7 protein-coding genes are annotated in these 4,037 nt (G+C 61.3%); 3 read left to right on the top strand and 4 right to left on the bottom strand.

Annotated elements, in window-relative coordinates; all coding sequences use genetic code 11:
- The first annotated feature begins 7 nt into the window (after positions 1 to 7).
- The gene (locus ACTJGZ_RS15850; RefSeq protein ID WP_441663862.1) at positions 8 to 148 is read left to right on the top strand and encodes a cytochrome b/b6 domain-containing protein; all 141 of its coding nucleotides are present in this window, start codon (positions 8 to 10) and stop codon (positions 146 to 148) included.
- Between the two features lie 87 nt (positions 149 to 235).
- On the opposite strand, the gene ACTJGZ_RS15855 is transcribed toward ACTJGZ_RS15850, so the two are convergent.
- From ACTJGZ_RS15855 to ACTJGZ_RS15870, 4 genes are all read right to left on the bottom strand, one after another.
- Positions 236 to 595: a SelT/SelW/SelH family protein gene (locus ACTJGZ_RS15855; protein WP_441663856.1), complete on the bottom strand. Its 360-nt coding sequence runs from the start codon at positions 593 to 595 to the stop codon at positions 236 to 238.
- Between the two features lie 68 nt (positions 596 to 663).
- The gene (locus ACTJGZ_RS15860) at positions 664 to 1,047 is read right to left on the bottom strand and encodes a SirB2 family protein (protein WP_441663857.1); all 384 of its coding nucleotides are present in this window, start codon (positions 1,045 to 1,047) and stop codon (positions 664 to 666) included.
- A gap of 17 nt (positions 1,048 to 1,064) precedes the next feature.
- Positions 1,065 to 1,838, bottom strand: coding sequence for a peroxide stress protein YaaA (gene yaaA / locus ACTJGZ_RS15865; RefSeq protein ID WP_441663858.1), 774 nt, complete (start codon positions 1,836 to 1,838; stop codon positions 1,065 to 1,067).
- A 184-nt stretch (positions 1,839 to 2,022) separates the two neighbouring features.
- On the bottom strand, positions 2,023 to 2,598 hold the full coding sequence (locus ACTJGZ_RS15870; protein WP_441663859.1) for an NADPH-dependent FMN reductase: 576 nt from the start codon (positions 2,596 to 2,598) through the stop codon (positions 2,023 to 2,025).
- A 449-nt stretch (positions 2,599 to 3,047) separates the two neighbouring features.
- Between ACTJGZ_RS15870 and gloA the strand changes: the two genes are divergently transcribed.
- Both gloA and ACTJGZ_RS15880 read left to right on the top strand, forming a co-directional pair.
- A complete protein-coding gene (gloA, locus tag ACTJGZ_RS15875) occupies positions 3,048 to 3,578 on the top strand; it encodes a lactoylglutathione lyase (protein ID WP_441663860.1) in 531 nt (176 codons plus the stop codon).
- Between the two features lie 129 nt (positions 3,579 to 3,707).
- Positions 3,708 to 4,037 (top strand): metallophosphoesterase family protein (locus ACTJGZ_RS15880; protein ID WP_441663861.1); only part of this gene is annotated, 330 nt, incomplete at its 3' end.

The raw sequence follows: 4,037 nt of genomic DNA on the forward strand, positions 1-4,037 counted from the left end.
CAGGATGATGGCGCCTGGCAATAGCTGGCACGGCACGCTGGCCTGGTGCCTGCTGGCTTTGATTGCTGGCCATATTGTCATGGCGGTATGGCACCGGGTGGCGCGGCGTGATGCCGTCATGGCCCGGATGTTTGGCCGCCAGCGTTGACGTGCCGCAGGGGGGATACGGCAAGCGCCTGAATGGCTGGCCGGGCGGCGGTTTACTGCCGTGTGCCGGGGAATTCCGGCCCGGGTGTCAGGTGCCGGGGGCCGTCTCCGTTCCCGGGCCATGACGGTCGATATGCCCCAGGTCGCGGCCCGGATCCAGCCGGTCGCGCACCAGCTGCTTGAGCGTTTTGGCTTCCGGGAAGCCATGATCGCGCTTGCGGTCCCAGATCAGTTCACCCTCATAGTGAATCTGGAAAATGCCGCCTGTTCCAGGATGCAAGGCGACGGCGCCAAGCTCGGTGCTGAAAGTGGACAGCAGCTCCTGCGCCATCCAGGCGGCACGCAACAGCCAAAGGCATTGGGTGCAATAGGTAATCGCAATCTGCGGGCGCGGCGCGGGCGGGGTGGCTGGTGTGTCAGCGGGGGTCGGAGCAGCGGCTGGGGACATGGTGGCAGTGGCGGTTCAGAGGGGCGTAAGCGGCAGCGGTGAGCGGCAACAGCAATAAGTGGCAGCGCTTAGCTCCACAGGACGGGCTGGCGGTGTGCCAGATGCGCAATCATGATGAAACAGATCAGTGCAGCGGCATAAGCCAGAATTTTGCCTTGGCGCGTGCGCGCCCGTTTGAGCGCGAAGGAACCCAGCACGATATACAGGACAACCAAGCCGATCTTGAGCGCCAGCCATGGCGTGCTCAAAGGGTTGAGGGCCAGTACCGTGGCCAGGGTGACGGCGCTGACCAGCAAGACGGTATCGATGCCATAGCTGAGATAGCGCAGCGCGGGGCGCATCATGCCGGGGCGGCCCAGCAGCATGGCTGCGCCGCGGCCCATGAACAAACAGCCGCTGAGGACGACTGCGCCCACATGGATGCTGCGCCATAGCAGATAGGTGCTATCCATGATCAGCCGTCAAAGATTCAATCTTCCAGGCGCCGGCGGAACACCAGCTTGTCGGCGCTGGAGGCCGACGCATCGTAGGCATAGCCTTCGCTGGCGAAGCCGCGCAGATCGTCCAGCGTTTTGGCGCGGGTGTCGATCGCATGCCTGGCCATCAGGCCGCGCGCGCGTTTGGCATGAAAGCTGATGATCTTCCAGACACCATTTTTCCAGTCCTGGAATACGCATTGCACGATGCTGGTATTCAGGGTCTTTTGGTCCACCGCCTTGAAATACTCTTCCGAGGCCAGGTTGATGACCGGGCCGCCGCTGCTGGCTAGCTGCTCTTGCAGCGCCTGGGCAATTTGCGCGCCCCAATAGGCGTAGAGGGTTTTGCCTTTGGCGGTCGCCAGGCGGGTGCCCATTTCCAGCCGGTAAGGGCGCATCAAGTCGAGCGGGCGCAGCACGCCGTAGAGGCCGCTCAGAATGGCCAGATGATTCTGCGCCCAGTCCAGGTCTTTGGCGGCCAGGGTTCTGGCATCCAGGCCTTCATACACGTCGCCGTTGAAAGCCAGGATAGCCTGGCGCGAATCCGCTTGGGTGAAGTGCGGTTCCCAGCTGGCATAGCGTTCATGATTGAGTTCGGCCAGCGCTGGGCTGAGCGACATGAGCCCGGCGATATCGCCGGCAGACAGTTGGCGCAGCACGGTAATCAATTCAGCGGCTTGCAGCACGAAGCGCGGCTGCGTGTGCGGCAGCGCGGGCAGGGCGCTGTCATAGTCCAGTTTCTTGGCGGGGGATAGCAGGAACAGCATGGCGTCTCCAGAGAACACAGAAGTGAGCGTAGCATAGCTGCCCCAATTTTCCCTGGCTGGGCAGGCTTGTCAGGGGGGAATCGCTCTGCCGGGCGCGCGCCATGCAAAACGCCAGCCGGGCGGCTGGCGTTTTGCTTCGTGCCCAGGCGGCGCGGGCCTGGCTTGGGGCTGACTTGGGCCTGGCTTATTGCTGGCGCAACGGCGCCAAGGCCTTGGTCCAGCGCAGCAGTTCGTCCAGGGCGGCGCGTGCCGAACCGGCATGCTGCTCATTGCCGATGAACTTGCCATCTTCGCCCAGGTGTTGCGGGAACATGGGCACCATCACCTGTTCCACCAGCGGAACCATTTTCAGCGAGGTCAGCAGGGTTTTGACATCCTGGACGGCGCGCAGGCCGCCGGAGGCATAAGCGTAGCTGACGAAGCTGGCGGGCTTGTAGTTCCATTCCTTGTAAACATATTGCAAGGCGTTATACAGGGCGGGCGGCGCCGTGAAGTTGTATTCCGGGGTCACGAACACGAAGGCATCGGCTGCGGCCACGCTGGCAGCCCAGCGGCGCGTGTGCTCATGCTCGTATTTTTGCATGACCGGATGATTGGGTTCGTCATAGACGGGCAATTCAAAATCGGCCAGATCGACCAGATGGGCGTCGAAGCCGCCATGTTCCGTGGCGAGTTGCTGGAACCAGGCCGCGATGGTCGGGCCGACGCGGCCGGGGCGGGTGCTGGAAACGATGATATGAAGGCGAGGTTTGGCAGACATGATTAAGCAGCGATATAAGTAAGGAGATCGTGGAGATCCGGCAGCGGATGACGAAAAGTCATGGCCTGTCCGTTGAACAAATCATAGCGCGGTCATGAGGGATGGTGAACAATCATGTTTTTCTGATTCACCGGGTCTAAAACTGCCTCTTATCCAGTATTGATGCGGGTTTTGGAGGGTTTTTATAGGGTGGTTTCAGATTTCAATCATGACTGAGAGTTCTATTTTGTGAACGATGATGGACTGCGTTTGCCATACTGGCGCCGGCCTGTGCTGCCCAGTGCTGCGCGGCACAGGCGCGGAAGCGGCCGGCGCAGGGAAAGAGGGCGCGTTGTAAACTGCGTCTGCCCTTTCTCAGCCTGCGCCAGCAATGGCGCGGGCGTTACGGCAATGCTTGTTTAGACGGCATTGCCGGATATTGAACGTATCCAACCTAATCAGGAGCCGCCATGTCGATCAAAGACCTTCATTCGCTGCCTGGTGTCACGGCCAGCCCGGATGCCGCTACGCGCGATTTCGTATTCAACCACACCATGCTGCGGGTGAAAGATATCGAGCGCTCGCTGGATTTCTATACACGGATCCTGGGCTTTTCCATGGTGGAAAAGCATGACTTTCCGCAAGCTGGCTTCAGCCTGTATTTCCTGGCGCTGCTGGCCGATCCGGGCGTCATGCCCGAGGATGCGCAGGCACGCCATGAATGGCGCAAGGCCCAGACGGGGATGCTGGAGCTGACGCATAACCACGGCACGGAAAAAGATCCGGCCTTTCAGTATCACGATGGCAATAGCGAACCGCGCGGTTTTGGCCACCTCTGTGTCACGGTACCGGATATCCGGGCGGCTCAGGCGCGTTTTGAAGCCTTGGACGTGCCGTTCAAAAAGCGTCTGGAAGACGGCAGCATGAAAGATATTGCTTTCATCAAGGACCCGGATGGTTATTGGGTGGAAATCATCCAGTTGACCCCTTTGCAGGCCTGAGGCCGGCGGTAGGCGGGGCGGCGGGCCTGGCCCTGTCAGGGCAGGCCGGGGCCGGGCGCCTCGGTTGAAGAGTGGCGGTACGCCTGTTCCGGTGGCCGCATGCTGCTTGTTGAATGCTGGAGATTGCGCATGCTGCGTTTTATTCATACCGCCGATTGGCAGATCGGCCGGGTCTTTTCGCAGTTTGAAGAGGACGACGCGGAAGCGCTGGCCGCCGAACGTTTTGCCGTGATCGAACGGATTGCGGCGCAGGCAACACAGTGGCAAGCCGATGCCGTGCTGGTGGCCGGTGACGTCTTCGATGCGCAGGGTGTGCGCGATAAAACGATTCACCGCATGTTCATGGCCATGGCAGGTTTCCGCGGCCCGTGGGTCATGATTTCCGGCAACCACGATGCTGCCTTGGCAGAGTCGGTGTGGTCGCGGGCGCGGCGCCTGGGGGCCGTGCCGGGCAATGTC

The sequence above is a fragment of the Kerstersia sp. genome (assembly GCF_052103615.1).
GTDB lineage: Bacteria > Pseudomonadota > Gammaproteobacteria > Burkholderiales > Burkholderiaceae_B > Kerstersia.